At 65.3% G+C, this 16,286-nt stretch carries 14 protein-coding genes; 11 read left to right on the forward strand and 3 right to left on the reverse strand.

What is annotated here, in order from left to right:
* Positions 1–244: 244 nt before the first annotated feature.
* From ACYRGX_RS15140 to ACYRGX_RS15160, 5 genes are all read left to right on the forward strand, one after another.
* Positions 245–1,102 (forward strand): MurR/RpiR family transcriptional regulator, encoded by an 858-nt coding sequence (locus ACYRGX_RS15140; protein WP_473053287.1) that lies wholly within the window; start codon positions 245–247, stop codon positions 1,100–1,102.
* Positions 1,103–1,104: 2 nt separating this feature from the next.
* Positions 1,105–1,758 carry a cysteine hydrolase family protein gene (locus ACYRGX_RS15145; RefSeq protein ID WP_473053288.1) on the forward strand — a complete coding sequence of 218 codons (654 nt, stop codon included), beginning with the start codon at positions 1,105–1,107 and terminating at the stop codon, positions 1,756–1,758.
* The gene (locus ACYRGX_RS15150) at positions 1,755–3,074 is read left to right on the forward strand and encodes a glutamine synthetase family protein (protein WP_473053289.1); all 1,320 of its coding nucleotides are present in this window, start codon (positions 1,755–1,757) and stop codon (positions 3,072–3,074) included. The genes ACYRGX_RS15145 and ACYRGX_RS15150 overlap by 4 nt, the downstream gene beginning before the upstream one ends.
* The gene (locus ACYRGX_RS15155) at positions 3,058–3,813 is read left to right on the forward strand and encodes an N-formylglutamate amidohydrolase (protein WP_473053290.1); all 756 of its coding nucleotides are present in this window, start codon (positions 3,058–3,060) and stop codon (positions 3,811–3,813) included. Before ACYRGX_RS15150 ends, ACYRGX_RS15155 begins: the two co-directional genes overlap by 17 nt.
* An 84-nt stretch (positions 3,814–3,897) precedes the next feature.
* A complete protein-coding gene (locus ACYRGX_RS15160; RefSeq protein ID WP_473053291.1) occupies positions 3,898–5,241 on the forward strand; it encodes an APC family permease in 1,344 nt (447 codons plus the stop codon).
* A 90-nt stretch (positions 5,242–5,331) separates the two neighbouring features.
* On the opposite strand, the gene dnaQ is transcribed toward ACYRGX_RS15160, so the two are convergent.
* Positions 5,332–6,066 carry a DNA polymerase III subunit epsilon gene (gene dnaQ, locus ACYRGX_RS15165; protein WP_473053292.1) on the reverse strand — a complete coding sequence of 245 codons (735 nt, stop codon included), beginning with the start codon at positions 6,064–6,066 and terminating at the stop codon, positions 5,332–5,334.
* A gap of 195 nt (positions 6,067–6,261) precedes the next feature.
* Here dnaQ and ACYRGX_RS15170 point away from each other — a divergent pair, with 195 nt between their 5' ends.
* On the forward strand, positions 6,262–7,785 hold the full coding sequence (locus tag ACYRGX_RS15170; RefSeq protein WP_473053293.1) for a cation:proton antiporter: 1,524 nt from the start codon (positions 6,262–6,264) through the stop codon (positions 7,783–7,785).
* A gap of 22 nt (positions 7,786–7,807) precedes the next feature.
* On the opposite strand, the gene rnhA is transcribed toward ACYRGX_RS15170, so the two are convergent.
* A complete protein-coding gene (gene rnhA, locus ACYRGX_RS15175) occupies positions 7,808–8,263 on the reverse strand; it encodes a ribonuclease HI (protein ID WP_473053294.1) in 456 nt (151 codons plus the stop codon).
* Between the two features lie 5 nt (positions 8,264–8,268).
* Positions 8,269–9,027, reverse strand: coding sequence for a class I SAM-dependent methyltransferase (locus ACYRGX_RS15180; protein ID WP_473053295.1), 759 nt, complete (start codon positions 9,025–9,027; stop codon positions 8,269–8,271).
* An 81-nt stretch (positions 9,028–9,108) separates the two neighbouring features.
* Between ACYRGX_RS15180 and gloB the strand changes: the two genes are divergently transcribed.
* From gloB to ACYRGX_RS15205, 5 genes are all read left to right on the forward strand, one after another.
* Positions 9,109–9,885 (forward strand): hydroxyacylglutathione hydrolase, encoded by a 777-nt coding sequence (gloB, locus tag ACYRGX_RS15185; protein ID WP_473053296.1) that lies wholly within the window; start codon positions 9,109–9,111, stop codon positions 9,883–9,885.
* A gap of 154 nt (positions 9,886–10,039) precedes the next feature.
* Positions 10,040–11,419 carry a LysM peptidoglycan-binding domain-containing protein gene (locus ACYRGX_RS15190; protein ID WP_473053297.1) on the forward strand — a complete coding sequence of 460 codons (1,380 nt, stop codon included), beginning with the start codon at positions 10,040–10,042 and terminating at the stop codon, positions 11,417–11,419.
* A 122-nt stretch (positions 11,420–11,541) separates the two neighbouring features.
* Complete coding sequence (locus tag ACYRGX_RS15195; RefSeq protein WP_473053298.1) at positions 11,542–13,371, forward strand: extracellular solute-binding protein; 1,830 nt, start codon at positions 11,542–11,544, stop codon at positions 13,369–13,371.
* On the forward strand, positions 13,368–15,203 hold the full coding sequence (locus ACYRGX_RS15200) for an extracellular solute-binding protein (protein ID WP_473053299.1): 1,836 nt from the start codon (positions 13,368–13,370) through the stop codon (positions 15,201–15,203). Before ACYRGX_RS15195 ends, ACYRGX_RS15200 begins: the two co-directional genes overlap by 4 nt.
* A complete protein-coding gene (locus ACYRGX_RS15205) occupies positions 15,204–16,286 on the forward strand; it encodes a microcin C ABC transporter permease YejB (protein ID WP_473053300.1) in 1,083 nt (360 codons plus the stop codon).

The raw sequence follows: 16,286 nt of genomic DNA on the forward strand, positions 1-16,286 counted from the left end.
GACCCAGGGTAGGAGCTTTCGCCAAGCGGGAACAGGCCCTGCGCCAGGTAGAGCCTGCTGCATGTCGCACCGATATCCATTTTTCGCGTGGATTGCAGTCGGCAACGGATCGACGACGGCGTCTGCCGACGATGCGATGCCCTAACGACGTCCGCAAGCGTGTTAGCGAATCCTACATAAAAAACTATTTGCCTTACTTGGTAATAAAACCTACAACTTGCGCGGTAGCTTCCGGACCACGCCAATGAGCCATCTGAAACAGCGACTCGCCCAGCCAGACATCGACATCACGCCCGCCGAACGCAAGGTCTTGCGGGCTCTGCTGGACAACTATCCGCGCCTCGGCCTGGGGCCGATGGCACGCCTGGCGCGGCAGGCCGGCGTGAGCGACCCCACCATCCTGCGCCTGGTAAAGAAGCTCGGCTTCGCGGGATATGGCGACTTCCAGGGGGCCCTGCTGGCAGAAGTGGACGAACGCATCGCCTCCCCGCGCAGCCAATTGGCGGAGAAGCGCGAGCAACTGGATGCGGGCGATCCGTGGAATGGCTATCTGCTCAACGCTATCGACAATCTGCACGACTCGCTGGCCCTGAATCGGGCGGACGACATACGCCTGCTCGGCGACTGGCTCCTGGAGCCCAAGGCGCGCGTGTTCTGCTACGGCGGTCGCTTCAGTCGCTTTCTCGCGGGTTACCTTGCGACTCACTTGCGCTTGCTGCGCAACCACTGCCAGCAACTGGACGACGGCCCTGCGCTGCCCGACCTGCTGGTGGATCTGGACCGCCACGCGGTCGTCGTGCTGTTCGACTACCGCCGCTACCAGACCCACGCGCAAACGGTCGCGAGCATCGCCAAACGGCGGGGTGCGCGGGTCGTGCTGTTCACCGACACCTACGCCTCGCCCCTTCGCGAGCAGGCGGACCTGATCATCAGCTCGCCGGTCGAGTCGACGTCACCGTTCGACTCCCTGCTGCCAGCCATGGCGCAGGTGGAGGCGCTGATCACCACCCTCGTGGTTCGCAGCGGCGAGCGCCTGGAAACCCGCCTCGATGAGATCGATGGCTTGCGCGCCGCCTTCAACACCCATCTTCTGGAGGAGTGACCATGGTCGCCCTACCCCACGACTCGCCCCGTGACCTGCCGTACCCGGCGGGCCAGACCGCCATCCTGTTCGTCGACATGCAGCGCATCTGGCTCGAACCAGGGCTCGATCCGCATCTGCAAGGCCCCCACGCGGCCTACTTCCTGGAGCGCGTCGGGCAATCGGTGATCCCCAACCAGCGCCGTTTGCTGGCGGCCATGCGTGACGCCGGACAGAACGTGCTGCATACCATCATCGAGAGCCTGACGGCCGATGGCCGTGACCGCTCGCTGGACCACAAGCTCTCGGACATGCACCTGCCCAAGGGCCACCCCCATGCCCAAGTGATCGACGCGCTGCGCCCCACGGAGAACGAAATCGTCCTGCCAAAGACCTCCTCGGGCGTGTTCAACTCCACCGCCATCGATTACGTGCTACGCAACCTGGGCACACGCCATCTGATCGTCTGTGGGGTCGTGACCGACCAGTGCGTGGACATGGCGGTGCGCGATGCCGCCGACCGCGGCTACCTGGTGACGCTGGTGGCCGACGCCTGCGCGACCTACACCGCCGAGCGCCACGCAGCCTGCCTCGACGCGATCAAGGGTTACTGCTGGATCGCCGACACCGACACGGTGCTTTCCCGCATCGCGGATATGAAGGAGCGCGCGGCATGAACCCGATGCCTCTCGCGATGTTCCTCACTACCGACCTTGCCGGGATCACGCGCGGTCGAGCCATGCCAGCCACGGCGGTGGCCGAACAACTGGCCAGCGGCTGCGGCTGGGTGCCGGCCAACAGCGCGCTGACGCCCTTCGACATCATCGCCGATGACAACCCCTGGGGCAGCCACGGCGACCTGCGACTGCTGCCCGATCCGGCCAGCCGGGTGTTCCTCGAAGCCGGGCCGGACCCCTTGGCCCCGCCCCTGGAGTTCTACCACAGCGACATCGTGGAAACCGACGGCACCCCCTGGGCGGCTTGCCCACGCACCCTGCTCAGTGAAGAAATCGCCCGTTACGCCGAACGCGGCCTGCAGGTGACGGCGGCGTTCGAGCACGAATTCAACCTGCTGGGCCTGCCCGGCCCGACTCAGGCGGCGTTCTCGCTGCAGGCCCAGCGCGCCGCGGGTGCCTTCCCTGGCCTGCTCATGCAGGCTTTGCAGGAGATCGGCGCCGAGCCGGAGATGTTCCTCCCCGAATACGGCCAGTTGCAGTATGAAGTGACCTGTCGGCCCACCCAGGGCGTGGCTGCGGCCGATCGCGCGGTGAACCTGCGCGAGATCACCCGCGAGGTCGCCCGGCAGATGGGCCTGAATACCTGCTTCTCGCCGTTGCGCGCGCCAGGACAGGTCACCAATGGCGTGCACCTGCACCTCAGCCTGCAGGACCGTAACGGCAAACCGCTGTTTTTCGACGAGGGAGACCCGCACAACCTGTCGGGAACCGCCCGCCACTGGGCGGCCGGCGTGCTGCGTCACCTGCCCGCGCTGGTGGCGCTGACGGCACCAACGGCGATTTCCTATCTGCGCCTCAAGCCCCATCACTGGAGCGCGGCTTATACCTGCCTGGGTTCACGCAACCGTGAAGCGGCATTGCGTATCTGCCCACTGGTAAGCCTGGGCGGCAAATCGCTGGCGCCGCAGTTCAACCTGGAATACCGCCCGATGGACGCCACCGCATCGCCCCATCTGGCGATGGCCGCCGTGCTGATCGCCGGCCGCCTGGGCCTGGAAGAACAGTTGCCACTGGCTGCGATCGCCGACGTGGACCCCCACGAACTGAGCGAAAGCGAGCGCCGGCGGCTGGGCATCCAGCCACTGCCGGCGACCCTTGAGGAGGCCCTGGGCGTGCTCGCCAACGACCCACGCCTGATCGAGCAATTGCCCGAGCCCCTGCTGCGTACCTACTTCGCCATGAAGCGCCAGGAACTGGCCCTCACCCGTGGCCTCGACGATGAACGACTCTGCCAGCGCTATGCCGACCTCTACTGACATGACGGAACGGGGACTCTACAGCCGCCTGCCACCCTTCCGCCTGCTCAATGCCGCGGGCCGAAGCCCGGTGTTGCTGGTCTGCGAGCACGCCAGCCGCTTCATCCCAGCGGCGCTGAATCGACTGGGCCTGGACGCGACCGCGGCGCAGGAGCACATCGCCTGGGACATCGGCGCCCTGGCACTCGCCGAGGCTCTCGCCGAACGACTCGATGCCCCCTTGTTGGCGGCGGGCTATTCACGCCTGCTGATCGATCTGAATCGCCCGCTGACGGCACCCGACAGTATCCCTTCGCACAGCGAGATCTACCCGATCCCCGGCAATATCGCGCTGAGCGACAGGGCCCTCAGGACGCGCCGCAACGAGATCTTCCACCCCTTTCACGCCACGCTGAGCGAACTCATAGACACACGCATCGCCGCCGGCGTACCGCTGCGGATCGTCAGCGTACACAGCTTCACCCCGGTCTTTCACGGCGTCGCACGCCCCTGGACGGCGGGCGTGCTGTTCGGCCAGGCAGCGAGCTACGCCACACGCATCGTCGAAGGCTTGCGCAGCCTGGGCGAAACCGTCGGGGTCAACCAGCCCTATCGCATCCATGTCGACGAAGACACCACCGTGCCGATCCACGGCGACGCACGAGGCATCGAGGCGGTGTTGCTGGAAGTGCGTAACGACGGGTTGCGAACACCGCAGCAGGTCAACGCCTGGGCCGAGAAGATCGCCCCCTGGCTCTGAGCGAAAGCGACGCTTTCCATAACAACAGGCGGCACAGCCGCCAATGCCCAACACCAAAACTGCCGCCATTGCAAAGGAAACCCCATGGCCGTCGAACAGTTTGGCTATTCACAGCAACTCCGCCGCAGCCTGTCGCTCAGCGATCTGGTGATCTACGGCATGATCTTCATGATCCCCATCGCGCCCTTTGGCGTGTATGGCTGGGTCTACGCGGACTCCCAGGGCATGGTTCCCATGGCCTATCTGGTGGGCATGCTCGCGATGCTGTTCACGGCCCTGAGCTACGGGGCGATGGCGCGCGCCTTCCCGATCGCTGGCTCGGTGTACTCCTACGCACAACGCGGCATTCATCCCCACGTGGGTTTCGTCGCCGGCTGGGTGCTGCTGCTCGATTACCTGCTGATTCCACCGCTGCTCTACGTGTTCAGCGCGCTGGCGCTCAACCACCTGTTCCCGGCGATACCCAAGCTGGTGTTCATGCTGGTGTTCCTCATCGGGGCGACCCTGGTGAACCTGCGCGGCATCACCTTTGCCGCACGCTTCAACCTGCTGTTCCTGCTGGCTGAGCTGGTGGTGCTGGCGATCTTCCTGGTGGTCGGTTTCGGGGCGCTGGGCAACGGTATGGGCAACGGTGCGCTGACCCTGGCGCCGCTATTCCAGCCCGAGCATTTCGACCTCGGACTGGTGATGAAGGCGGTGTCCATCGCGGTGCTGTCCTTCCTGGGCTTCGACGCCATCTCCACCCTGGCCGAGGAAGTGAAAGGCGATCCGGCGCGGCAGATCGGCCGCGCCTCGCTGATCGCGCTGTTCGTGATGGGCGCGATCTTCATCGTGCAGACCTGGCTCGCCACCGATCTCGCCGCCGGCATGACCTTCGACTCCGCCGATACCGCCTTCTACGAGATCGCCGAAGCGGCGGGGGGACACTGGCTGTCCACGCTGACGGCGGTGGCCACCGCGCTGGCGTGGGGCGTCACCGTCTCCATCACCTCGCAGGCGGCCGTCTCTCGTCTGCTCTTCTCGATGGCACGGGACCGCAAGCTGCCCCGCGTATTGGCGAAGATCCATCCGAAATACCAGACGCCCCATGTCAGCCTGTACCTGGTGGGCGTGCTGTCACTGGGCATCGGCATCGCCTTCCTCGACGCCCCGGACACACTCACCTCGCTGGTGAATTTTGGCGCCCTGACCGGTTTCTGCCTGCTGCACCTGGCGGTCATCAACCACTACCTGGTTCGCCAGAAGAGCGGCCAGCTCATCCGCCATCTGCTCTGTCCGCTGATAGGCCTGGTCATCATCGGCTACGTATTGATCAGCATGAGTGCCGATGCTCAGTACCTCGGCCTCGGCTGGATCGCGCTCGGACTGGTCTACCTGGCCGTGCTCAATGCACGGGGCAAAGGCACGAAGATTCCGGTCGAGTCCTGAGAGGACGCCGCTGAGGCACGAAAAACCGCAGCGGCAGGCGCGTGGGTCGTTGAGAAGGCAGTCGCCGCTAGCGCCAGCGGTCGGCTGCCGTTAGGCGTCGCTCCATAGGGCAGGCGCACCACTGGCCTTCTCGATCGCGGCCAGCCGTGAACTGTGGGCGGCGAGCTCCAGTTCGCCGGCGCGAATCACCCGCGTGCGCGCGCGATCGGCAGGCAGCCGGCGAATCGGCGTGGCATGCACCACCCCGCCCTCGTCACCATCGCCGGCCAGGGACAGGTTGGTCTGCCCACCGGTCATCGCCAGATAGACGTCGGCGAGAATCTCGGCGTCGAGCAGTGCGCCGTGCAGTTCGCGGTTGGAGTTGTCTACGCCGTAGCGTTTGCACAAGGCATCCAGGCTGTTGCGCTGCCCCGGATGGCGCTCACGCGCCATCTGCAGGCTGTCGAGGATGCTGCAGTAATCGCTGACGTCCGAGCGCGCCTGCTGCCCAGCCAGAGCGAACTCGTTGTTGATGAAGCCGACGTCGAACGCCGCGTTGTGGATGATCAGCTGCGAGCCCTTGATGAACTCGTAGAACTCGTCGGCGACGTCGGCGAAGCGTGGCTTGTCCGCCAGGAAGTCGAGGGTGATCCCGTGCACCGCGATGGCGCCTTCGTCGATCTCCCGGTCCGGCTGCAGATAGACGTGAAAATGCCGGCCAGTGAGTCGCCGACCGATCAGCTCGACACCACCGATCTCGATCACCCGGTGGCCATCGTTGACCGGCATACCGGTGGTTTCGGTATCCAGCACCACCATCCGCTGGGCGGCTGCTTGCGTACTCATGAAATGCGGTTCTCTCTATTCCGGGCGGTGCGCACTCCTGCGGCGCATGGCGCGCCACGGGAACAAAACACCGCGCTCGAGGGGTCTATCGGCTACGGCGCGGTAACATGCCATAGCCGCCAAGCTTAGGCAAAGCGCGAAGCCCATGGCGCGACGACGCGTCCATTTCGTTCAACCGCTGCGCAAAGGCCTGACATGTCGGTATTCGCGATGATTCTAGCGATTCTCCTGGGAGCTTCGCTGCTATCGATCTACGCGCAACGCATTCATGTGCCCTACCCGGTTCTCCTGGCCTTGCTCGGCGTCGTGATCGCGCTGATTCCGGGGCTGCCGACCCTGCCCATCCCCGCGGACCTGATTCTTGCGCTGCTGGTCGCGCCCATCCTGCTCGATGCGGCCCACGACATGTCACTGCGCGATCTCAAGCGCAACCGCTATCCGGTGATCTGGCTGGCGGTGGCGGCCATCGCCCTGACCACCAGCGCCGTCGCACTCGCCGTACGCTGGTTGCTGCCCGAAATGCCCTGGGCCGCGGCCATCGCCCTGGGTGCCCTGCTCGCACCACCGGACGCGGTAGCGGCGATCGCGGTAATGCGCCAGGTGCAGCCGCCACATCGCATCCGCATGGTGATCGAGGGCGAAAGTCTGTTCAATGACGCCGCCTCCCTGCTCATTTACCGGCTCGCGGTAGGCGCCGTGGCGAGCGGCGGCTTCAGCCTGTTCAACGCCCTGCCCGCCCTATTGCTGGTCGCCTGCGGGAGCACGCTGGTCGGCTGGCTGCTGGCGCGCCTGGTAATGCGCCTGACCCGAAGACTGACCGATGCCGCCAATGCCACCATCATCCAGTTCGTCACGACCTTCGGGCTCTGGCTACTGGCCGAGCAATTGCAACTGTCACCCGTCATCACGGTGGTCGCCTACGGGCTCACGGCGGGCCGCGCCCGCACGCCGGCGATTCCCACGCTGGTCCGGGTGCACTCCTTCGCCACCTGGGAGACGCTCACCTTCGTGCTCAACGTCCTGGCCTTCGTACTGGTCGGCCTGCAATTGCGGGAGATCCTGCCGACCCTGAAAAGCGGCGAGCGCCTGGACTGGCTCATCGTCGCGCTGTGCTGCCTGGTCGTGGTGATCCTGGTGCGCTTCGCCTGGGTGTTTCTCTACAGCGGACTGCTCGCCCCCAGTGAACGGCGGCGCCCCGACGCGATGACGCCAGCGGAGAGCCTCAAGGCCAGCTTGGTGGTGAGTTGGTCCGGCATGCGTGGCATCGTGACGCTCGCTGCGGCGCTGGCGTTGCCAGGAGACTTTCCCTACCGCGACTTCATCCTGATCTGCGCCTTCGTCGTGGTCCTGGGCACGCTGTTGATCCAGGGGCTGACCCTGCGTCCGCTACTGCGCTGGCTGCGCTTGCCGCGCGACAACCTGGTCGACGAGGAGATCCAGCAGGCCCGAGGCGCGGCCTTGCGCGCCACCCTCAGCGCGCTGGAAAAGCGCCCGGAGCCTGCCGCCAAACGCCTGCGTAAGGAATACGAGGAAGCATTGGCCCAGCTCTGCGCTGCGGAGGGCGGCGCCACGAGTCAGGACAACGACCTGCGCCGCGAGGCCATTGGCGAGGCGCGCCAGGCCCTGGAAGCGCTAAGGCGCAGCGGCGAAATCGGCGACGATGCCTATCGGCGGGTCGAACAGGAACTGGACTGGCTGGAGATGAGCACGCTGCGCTAGCCCCCGCCAGCCACCCGCGATCTCAACTGGCTACGCCGCTCCGACGCGCCTCGGCCACACCACGATTGGCCAGTTGGTCGGCGCGTTCGTTGCCCGGATGACCGGTATGCCCGCGCACCCATTGCCATTCCACCTGATGCCGGGCCACCTGTTCGTCCAGCGCCTGCCAAAGTTCTGCATTCTTCACTGGCTGCTTGGCGGCGGTCTTCCAACCGCGCTTCTTCCAGTTCGGCAACCACTGGGTGATACCGCGCATGACGTACTCGGAGTCGGTGGTCAGGCGCACCTTGCAGCTACGCTTGAGCTCCGCGAGGGCACGGATCGCCGCCATCAGCTCCATGCGGTTGTTGGTGGTCAGTGGATCGCCGCCGAACAGTTCCTTCTCTTGCCCCTTGCACACCAGCAGGGCGCCCCAGCCACCAGGACCCGGGTTGCCCTTGCAGGCGCCATCGGTATAGATCTCTACTTCGTCGCTCATCTATCTCACTGCTCGGAGTCACGTCGGCTGACCTTGGCCACCGGCATCGGCAACAGCTTGCCCATGCGTGCGCGCTCGGTCTTGGGCAGCGGCCGCAAGCCCACCACCAGCTTGCGCGCCACCAGCAGGTAGCAGCCGGCGCCGGGCAGTTGCCAGCGCTCGCCCCAGGGCTCCATGCGCGCCAGTCGGCGCTGCCAGGTCAGCGAAGAAAGCGGCGGACGATAGCACCCGAGGCGGCGTTTCTCCAGCGCGAAGCCCAGCAGGTTCATCCAGTCCGTGGCCCGTGCCGGGCCGATGCCGCGCACCTGGCCGAGTCCGTCGCTGGCCAACAAACTGCGCGCACCCCAGGTACTCCAGGGGTTGAAGCCGACGATCAGCAGATGTCCACCGGGCCGCACACTGCGCGCGGCCTCGCGCAGCAGTGCGTGGGGTGAGCGCGAGAAGTCCAGTGCATGCTGCAGCAACACCACGTCGGCGGCATGCTCGCCAAGCGGCCAGCAATGTTCCTCGCAAACGATTTCCACTCCCGGCAGCGCCGGCCCCAGGCTGACGCAGCGCTGGATCTGCGGTCGCTGCGCCGGCAGCTCGCCAGGCGGACCGTAATGCACCAGGAAGCCGCCGAAGAAGCGCGCCAGTTCGTCGGCCAGCAAGCGCCGCTCCTCGCCGAGCAACTGTTGCCCGAGCGGCCCGTCGAACCAGGCCCGCGCCTCTTGTGAGCGGCTATCGTCCGGCTCCTTCGCCGGTTGGCTTGCGATGGGTTGCATGGGACCTCCTCATGGAGCTGAACCGGATGCTTGGCCTACCATAGGGCCGTGCAACGACAATAGACGAATAAGGATACCGTGATGCTGCGAATCGAAGCCTTGCCTGCCTTCAGTGACAACTATATCTGGTTGTTGCAGGACACGGACCAGCACCGCTGCGCGGTGGTAGACCCCGGTGACGCGGCGCCCGTGCAGCGCTGGCTTGCCGAACATCCGCAGTGGTCCCTGACCGACATCCTGGTCACCCATCACCACGCCGACCACGTCGGCGGCGTTGCCGAGCTCAAGGGGGCCCACCAGGCGCGGGTTTGGGGCCCGGCCCGGGAAAGCATCCCGGCGCTCGACGAAGCGCTGGAGGACCAACGCTGGATCGAGCTGCTCGGCGAACGCCTGCAGGTGCTCGAAGTACCCGGCCATACCCTGGGCCACATCGCCTACTACCTGCCCGGGCAACCCGGTGCGCTGTTCTGCGGTGACACCCTGTTCGCCGCTGGCTGCGGTCGCCTGTTCGAGGGAACCCCGGCGCAGATGCAGCATTCCCTGGAGCGCCTGGCGCAGTTGCCGGACACGACCCGGGTCTACTGCGCGCACGAATACACCCTGTCCAACTTGCGCTTCGCGCACGCCGTGGAGCCGGACAACCCTGGCATCGCCGCCCGCCTGGCGGAGGTCGAGCAGTGGCGCAGCGAAGGACGCATCAGCCTGCCCTCGACCCTCGCCCAGGAACGCGCCAGCAACCCCTTCCTGCGCTGCCAGGAACCCGCCGTGCAATGTGCCGCCATGCGCCAGGCCAATCTCGCCGAGGCTACCCCGCTGGAGGTGTTCGCCGCCTTGCGTGAATGGAAAAATCATTTCTGAGAACCGTCCTGAGCCTTCACCCCCCGCCGCGCCAAGCGAAGCGGGGTGTGACGGCCTGCCCCTGAGACATCACTGACCGGCCGTTAGGCTTGACCTGTCGGGAAGCGGCTCCCTAGAATCCCCCGACTTTTCGCCAGACTACTCCCGGTCGCCCATGCCGCCAGCCTCGCCCGATGCCGACGACGCTCGAGCATCCAGACTGTTCCGTGCCTCCGCGCTGAGCCTTGCCCTGGCGCTCGCCGGCTGTGCGGGCCTCGATCACGCGCCCAGCAAAACGGCGCCCGCCTACGTCCCCTCCTCCAGCTCCCTCGAGCGTCCGGTGGAGTGGTTCGGCCAGAGCAACCCGTCGCCGCTCGTGGCGCAGGATGTCTGGGAACGCATGCGTGAAGGCTTCGCGCTGCAGGACGCTCTGGAAGACAACCCGCGTATTCGCCAGCAACGACTGTGGTTCGCCGGCAATCCCGACTTCCTGCAGAACGCCGCCGTGCGCGGCACACCGTACATCCACTACATCGTCGAGTGCCTGGAAGAACGCGGCATGCCGCTGGAGCTGGCGCTGCTGCCGATGATCGAGAGCGCCTACAACCCGCTCGCCTACTCGCCCGCACAGGCCGTGGGCCTCTGGCAGTTCATCCCCTCCACCGGCCGTCACTTCAATCTCGCGCAGAACAGCTGGTACGACGGCCGCAGCGACGTCGCCGCCTCGACCAACGCGGCGCTGAACTACCTGACGCGCCTACACGACATGTTCAATGGCGACTGGCTGCTCGCCCTGGCGGCCTACAACGCCGGCGAAGGCACCGTCAGCCGTGCCATCGAGCGCAACGAGAAGCTCGGTCTGCCCACCGACTACTGGAACCTCGGCCTGCCCCAGGAGACCCAGGACTACGTGCCCAAGCTGTTGGCGCTGTCGGAAGTGGTGATGTCCCCGGACGCGTATGGCGTGAACCTCGCGCCGATCGCCAACGAGCCCTACTTCCAGACCGTCGAGGTCGACCGGCGCATGCGCCTGTCGCGCCTGGCCAAGCTGGCCGACCTCGACGAAAACGAGCTGCTGCAGCTCAACCCCGCGTTCAAGCGTGGCATCACCCTGGATGGCCCGCAGCAATTGCTGGTGCCGGCGGACAAAGCCGAGCAACTGGCGCAAAGTCTCGCCGCGCTCAGCCCGGATGACTTCCTCAAATGGCAGGAATACCAGGTTCGCTCCGGCGACAGCCTGTATACCATCGCCCGCCGTTACCGCCTGACCGTCGACGAGATCAAGAGCAGCAACAAACTACGTAGCAATCGCCTGTCGGTGGGCCAATTGCTGACCCTGCCGCTGCCGGGCGAACTGGCGGTGAGCGGCGATGAAAAATCTCAACTGGGCAAGCTGGCCAACAGCAGTCAGCGCTATCGCGTACGTAACGGCGACAACCTGTGGGACATCGCGCGCCGCTACCGGGTCAGCGTCAAGGACCTCAAGCGGTGGAACGGACTGGCGGATAACGCCCTCAAGGTCGGTCAGAACCTGACGCTCTACGTGGAACGCTAGCTGATCGTCGGAAGCCTTCTGTGGTGCCGTCCCGGTGGGGCGGTGCTTTTTCCAGGCAGTCCAAGCTGTTACTGTACCGGCCCATCGCCCTCGCACCGACTCTGGACCGGATCCATCGCCTGATGCGCCTGCCTTCCCTCTTGCTGTTGAGCCTCGCGCTGGGGGAACCGGCCACCGCTGCGATCATCGAGAGCCACGGCTACGCGCAGTTCGGCCTGCTCAAGTATCCAGCCAGCTTCAGCCATTTCGACTGGGTCAATCCTGACGCGCCCAAGGGCGGGGTGCTGCATGCCATGGGCAGTGGCACCTTCGACACCCTCAATCCCTACGTCCTCAAAGGCACTGCGCCCAGCGCCACGGCGGGCTTTCTCGACTACGGTCCCGGCGAGCTGAACGCACCGCTGATGGTCGGTACCGGCATCTTCGACCCCTCGGGAGACGAGCCCGCCTCGGCCTACGGCCTGGTCGCGCGCAGCATCGAATATGCCGAAGACCGCAGCTGGGTGGTGTTCAACCTGCGCGAGGAAGCGCGCTTCCACGACGGCGTACCGATCACCGCCTACGATGTCGCCTTCAGCTACCGCACACTGCTGCGCAAGGGCCATCCGCAGTATCGCCCCGCCCTGCAGCAGGTCGAGCGCGTCGACATACTCGGGCCGCGGCGCGTGCGCTTCATACTGCGCGACAACGCCAGCAGCCTGGACATCCTGCACCTGGGCGAGCTGCCGGTGCTGCCGCAGCATTACTGGCAATCACGTGACTTTGCCGCCACGACCTTCGAAGCGCCCCTGGGCAGCGGTCCCTACCGCATCACGGAGATCGAGCCGGGCCGGCGCCTGGTGTTCGAGCGCGTGCGTGACTGGTGGGGCAAGGATTTGCCGGTCAACCGGGGAAAATACAATTTCGACCGCCTGGAATTCGACTTCTACCGGGATTCACGCGTGGCCTTCGAAGCGTTCAAGGCCGGTGAATTCGACCTCTACGACGAGCATCAGGCAAAGAACTGGGCCACCGGATACCGTTTCGCCGCGGTGGAGCGAGGCGACATCATCCGGGCTGAAATTCCCCACCGCATGCCGGTACCGACACAGGCGCTGTTCATGAACAGTCGTCACGGGCCCTTCGGCGATCCTCGCGTACGCGAGGCGCTCGGCATGCTGTTCGATTTCGAGTGGACCAACCGTGCGCTGTTCAACAGTGCCTACAAGCGCACCGACAGCTACTACCCCAACAGCGATTTCGCCGCCCAGGGCATTCCTGCCGGTGCCGAGTGGCTGCTGCTCTCGCCCTACCGCGATCAACTGCCTGCCGAACTGTTCAGCCAACCGTTCCAGCTGCCCACCACCGACGGTCGCGGCATACCGCGGGAAACCCTGCGCAAGGCGCTCAAACTGCTCGGTGAGGCCGGCTACAGCTATCGCAACGGCCAGTTGCAGGATGCCAATGGGCGCCCGCTGGGCTTCGAGATCCTGCTGGTGAACCCTAGCCTGGAGCGGATTCTGCAACCCTACCGGGAGAATCTCTCGCGTATCGGTATCCAAGCGCAGATGCGTACCGTCGATCGCGCCCAATACAAGCAGCGCCTGGACCGCTTCGACTACGACATGCTGCTGCTGACCCTCCCGCAGAGCCTGAGCCCGGGCTTCGAGCAATGGCTGTATTTCCACTCCAGCCAGGCCGCAGTTCCCGGCGGGAAGAACTACGCCGGCGTCTCGAGCCCCGTGGTAGACGGCTTGCTGGAGAAACTGCTGGCGGCGCAGACTCGTGACGAACAGATTGCCGCCGCACGCGCGCTGGATCGCGTGCTGCTCTGGAGCCACTACGTGATACCCAACTGGTACATCGACCACCACCGCCTGGCGTACCGCAACAGCCTGGCCTTCCATAGCGTGCCGCCCTACACCCTGGGCCTGCGCAGTTGGTGGCGAAAACCGATGGAGAATGCCCGATGACCTCTTCGCGCCGCGCCCTGTCGGCTCTTTGCGGCCTGCTGCTCGCCACCCAGGCCGCTTTCGCCGCCCCCCAGCCCGCGCTCACGCTGTACGGCGAGCCGCCCCGCTACCCGGCGAACTTCCAGCACTTCGACTTCGTCAACCCGGACGCGCCCAAGGGCGGCACGCTGCGCCTGTCCGGGCTGGGTGGTTTCGACAGCTTCAACGCCTTCATCTCCAAGGGCAACGCCGCCGACCGCCTTGGGCTGATTTACGACACCCTCACCTACCATTCCCCGGACGAACCCTTCACCGAATACGGTCTGCTCGCGCAGAGTATCGAGCGCCCCAAGGACAATAGCTACGTCCGCTTCGTCCTGCGTCCCGAGGCTCGCTTCAACGACGGCACGCCGGTGACCGCCGAGGACGTGAAGTTCAGCTTCGAAATCCTCATGGAAAAAGGCGATCCGATGTATCGCCACTACTATGGCGACGTCGCTGCCGCGGTGGTCGAGGGTCCTCGCAGCATCCGCTTCGACTTCAAGCACCCTGGCAACCGCGAGCTACCGCTGATTCTCGGCCAGCTCACGGTACTGCCCAAGCACTGGTGGGCCGAGCGCGACTTCTCCCACACCAGCCTGGAGCCACCGCTGGGCAGCGGCCCCTACCGCATCGCCCGCTTCAACGCCGGACGCAGCATTCGCTACGAGCGGGTCAAGGACTGGTGGGGCAAGGACCTGCCGGTAAACCGTGGCCAATACAACTTCGACGCGGTCGTGGTGGACTACTACCGTGACATGTCGGTTGCGCTGCAGGCCTTCAAGGCCGGGCAGTTCGACTTCAACCTCGAGTACTCCGCCAAGGACTGGGCGACCGGCTACCAGAGCCCGGCCCTCGACGCCGGCGACATCGTCAAGGAAGAGATCCCCAACGCCAACTCGGTGGGCATGCAAGGCTACGTCTTCAACATCCGCCGCCCCATCTTCCAGGATCGCCGGGTGCGCGAGGCGATCGCCCAGCTGTTCGACTTCGAATGGACCAACAAGCAACTCTTCTATGGCGCCTACAAGCGCAATCGCAGCTATTTCGAGAACTCCGAGATGGCCGCTCGGGGCATGCCCAGCGAGGCCGAACTGAAGATCCTCGAACCGCTGCGTGACCAACTGCCGGCGGAGGTCTTCGAGCACCCCTTCGCCCCGCCGGTGAGCGACGCCAGCGGCATCATTCGCGAGCAGAAGCGCAAGGCCTACCAGTTGCTCATGGAGGCCGGATTCCACATCGAGAACGACCGCATGGTCGGGCCCGACGGCCAGCCGCTGAGCTTCGAGTTCCTGTTGGCCCAGGCCAATCTGGAGCGCGTGCTGCTGCCCTTCAAGCGCAACCTGGCCGAGCTGGGCATCGACATGCAGATTCGCCGGGTCGACGTTTCCCAATACATCAACCGGATGCGTTCGCGGGACTTCGACATGACCTCGGCGGTCTGGCCGCAATCCTCCTCGCCGGGCAACGAGCAGATCGAGTACTGGCATTCGGCGAGCGCCGACAATCCCGGCAGCCGCAACTTCATCGGTCTCAAGGACCCGGCCGTCGATGCGCTGGTCGAGGGCCTGGTGGCGGCTGACTCCCGCGAGTCCCTGGTGAACCACGCCAGGGCGCTGGATCGCGCGCTACTATGGGGCCATTACGTGGTGCCGAACTACTACATCGACACCTTCCGCGTCGCCTACTGGAATCGCTTCGGCCATCCCCAAGTGGCACCCAAATACGACATCGGCCTGATGACCTGGTGGGTGCGCCCGGATGCGCCCGCCGAGCCTCCGGCGACCGACCCCGACGAACAGGACGCCCCCTAGATGCTCGCCTACATCCTGCGGCGCCTGCTGCTGATCGTCCCGACCCTGCTCGGCATCCTGCTGATCAACTTCATCATCATCCAGGCCGCTCCCGGTGGACCGGTGGAGCAGACCATCGCCCGTCTGGAGGGCTTCGACGCCGCCGCGGGGGGCGCCACGGGACGCATTTCCGGCGGTGGCAGCGAGGTCGCCCGCGGCGGCAACTATCGAGGCGCGCAGGGCCTGGACCCGGATCTGATCGAAGAGATCAAGAAGATGTACGGCTTCGACAAGTCGGCGCCGGAGCGCTTCTGGATCATGTTGAAGAACTACGCACACTTCGATTTCGGCGAGAGTTTCTTCCGCGACGCCAAGGTCACCGACCTGATCCTGGAGAAGATGCCGGTCTCCGTGTCACTGGGTTTGTGGAGCACGCTGATCATGTACCTGGTATCGATTCCCCTGGGCATCGCCAAGGCCCGGCGGCACGGCAGCGCCTTCGACGTCTGGACCAGTTCGGCGATCATCGTCGGCTATGCCATTCCGGCGTTCCTCTTCGCCATCCTGCTGATCGTGCTGTTCGCTGGCGGCAGCTATTTCAGTTGGTTCCCGCTACGTGGGCTGACCTCCAACGACTTCGAGCAACTGAGCCTGGGCGGCAAGATCCTCGACTATTTCTGGCACTTGGCGCTGCCGGTCACGGCGCTGGTGATCGGCAACTTCGCCACGCTGACGCTACTGACCAAGAACAGCTTCCTCGACGAAATCGGCAAGCAGTACGTGATCACCGCCCGCGCCAAGGGGCTGACCGAACGGCGGGTGCTCTACGGTCACGTGTTCCGTAACGCCATGTTGTTGATCATCGCCGGCTTTCCGGCGGCCTTCATCGGCATGTTCTTCACCGGCTCATTGCTCATCGAGGTGATCTTCTCCCTCGACGGCTTGGGCCTGCTCAGCTTCGAGTCGGCGATGAACCGCGACTATCCGGTGGTCTTCGGCACGCTCTTCCTGTTCACCCTGCTCGGATTGCTGGTCAAGCTGATCGGCGACCTCACCTATACCCTGGTGGACCCGCGCATCGACTTCGAAAGCCGGGGACACTGA

The organism is Pseudomonas sp. R4-15 (genome assembly GCF_055768815.1).

Bases quoted from the DNA above. Each gene is read 5' to 3' on its own strand.
- ACYRGX_RS15200 (WP_473053299.1), top strand. From the start codon at position 13,368: ATGACCTCTTCGCGCCGCGCCCTGTCGGCTCTTTGCGGCCTGCTGCTC.
- ACYRGX_RS15160 (WP_473053291.1), top strand. From the start codon at position 3,898: ATGGCCGTCGAACAGTTTGGCTATTCACAGCAACTCCGCCGCAGCCTG.
- gloB (WP_473053296.1), top strand. From the start codon at position 9,109: ATGCTGCGAATCGAAGCCTTGCCTGCCTTCAGTGACAACTATATCTGG.
- ACYRGX_RS15180 (WP_473053295.1), bottom strand. From the start codon at position 9,027: ATGCAACCCATCGCAAGCCAACCGGCGAAGGAGCCGGACGATAGCCGC.
- dnaQ (WP_473053292.1), bottom strand. From the start codon at position 6,066: ATGAGTACGCAAGCAGCCGCCCAGCGGATGGTGGTGCTGGATACCGAA.
- ACYRGX_RS15145 (WP_473053288.1), top strand. From the start codon at position 1,105: ATGGTCGCCCTACCCCACGACTCGCCCCGTGACCTGCCGTACCCGGCG.
- ACYRGX_RS15140 (WP_473053287.1), top strand. From the start codon at position 245: ATGAGCCATCTGAAACAGCGACTCGCCCAGCCAGACATCGACATCACG.
- ACYRGX_RS15195 (WP_473053298.1), top strand. From the start codon at position 11,542: ATGCGCCTGCCTTCCCTCTTGCTGTTGAGCCTCGCGCTGGGGGAACCG.
- ACYRGX_RS15155 (WP_473053290.1), top strand. From the start codon at position 3,058: ATGCCGACCTCTACTGACATGACGGAACGGGGACTCTACAGCCGCCTG.
- ACYRGX_RS15150 (WP_473053289.1), top strand. From the start codon at position 1,755: ATGAACCCGATGCCTCTCGCGATGTTCCTCACTACCGACCTTGCCGGG.
- ACYRGX_RS15190 (WP_473053297.1), top strand. From the start codon at position 10,040: ATGCCGCCAGCCTCGCCCGATGCCGACGACGCTCGAGCATCCAGACTG.
- ACYRGX_RS15170 (WP_473053293.1), top strand. From the start codon at position 6,262: ATGTCGGTATTCGCGATGATTCTAGCGATTCTCCTGGGAGCTTCGCTG.
- rnhA (WP_473053294.1), bottom strand. From the start codon at position 8,263: ATGAGCGACGAAGTAGAGATCTATACCGATGGCGCCTGCAAGGGCAAC.
- ACYRGX_RS15205 (WP_473053300.1), top strand. From the start codon at position 15,204: ATGCTCGCCTACATCCTGCGGCGCCTGCTGCTGATCGTCCCGACCCTG.